The following is a 1081-nucleotide window of genomic DNA, read 5'->3' as shown; positions in this document are numbered from 1 at the left end:
GGGGCGGCGCGGCCGCCCCCGCTCGGCGCGAGGCGGCGTGGCAGGCAGGCGGTATCGAAGCCGAGCTTGGCCGCCTCCTTCAGCCGCACCTCGGCCTGCGCCACCTGCCGCACCTCGCCCGACAGGCCGACCTCGCCGAAATAGACCGCGCCCGGATGCGTGGGCCGGTCGGCGGCGGCGGACAGCAGCGCGGCGGCGACCGCCAGATCGGCCGCGGGCTCGGTCACCCGCAGACCGCCCGCGACGTTCAGATAGACGTCCGACGCGCCGAGCCGCAGCCCGCAGCGGCTGTCCAGCACCGCCAGCAGCATCGACAGGCGGCCGCCATCCCAGCCGATCACCGAGCGGCGCGGCGAGCCGCCGGGATTGGGCGACAGCAGCGCCTGCACCTCCACCAGTACCGGGCGGGTGCCCTCCAGCCCGGCGAAGACGGCGCTGCCGGCGATGTTGCCGCGCCGCTCCGCCAGGAACAGGGCGGAGGGGTTGGCGACCTCCTCCAGCCCGCGTCCGGTCATGGCGAAGACGCCGATCTCGTCGGTGGCGCCGAAGCGGTTCTTCACGCCGCGCAGGATGCGGAACTGGTGGCCGCGGTCGCCTTCGAAATAGAGCACCGCGTCGACCATGTGCTCGAGCACGCGGGGCCCGGCGATGGCGCCGTCCTTGGTGACGTGCCCGACCAGCATCAGCGCGAAGCCGCGCTGCTTGGCGAGGCGGATCAGCTCGAAGCTGCAGGCCCGCACCTGCGTCACCGTGCCGGGGGCGCTGTCGACGCCGTCGAGCCACATCGTCTGGATGCTGTCGATGACCACCAGCGCGAGGCCGGGCGTCGCCTCCAGGCTCGCGGTGATGTCGCGCACCGACGTCGCGCTCGCGATGCCGAGCGGCGCGTCGGCGAGGCCGAGGCGGCGGGCGCGCAGCCGCACCTGCTCGATCGCCTCCTCGCCCGACACATAGAGACAGGCCGCGCCGCGCTGCGCGAGCGCCGCCGCCGCCTGCAGCAGCAGGGTTGACTTGCCGATCCCCGGATCGCCGCCGATCAGCACCGCCGAGGCCGGCACGAGACCGCCGCCCAGCACGCGGT

1 protein-coding gene is annotated in these 1081 nt (G+C 74.7%); it reads right to left on the bottom strand.

The features are described 5' to 3' along the window. Positions 1 to 1081 (bottom strand): DNA repair protein RadA (radA, locus tag B8460_RS18790; RefSeq protein WP_048863154.1); only part of this gene is annotated, 1081 nt, incomplete at both ends.

The sequence above is a fragment of the Acidisphaera rubrifaciens HS-AP3 genome, from assembly GCF_000964365.1.
Classification (GTDB): Bacteria; Pseudomonadota; Alphaproteobacteria; order Acetobacterales; family Acetobacteraceae; genus Acidisphaera; species Acidisphaera rubrifaciens.
The sequence above is the reverse complement of the archived record's forward strand: the minus strand, read 5'-3'. Positions and strand labels throughout refer to the sequence as shown.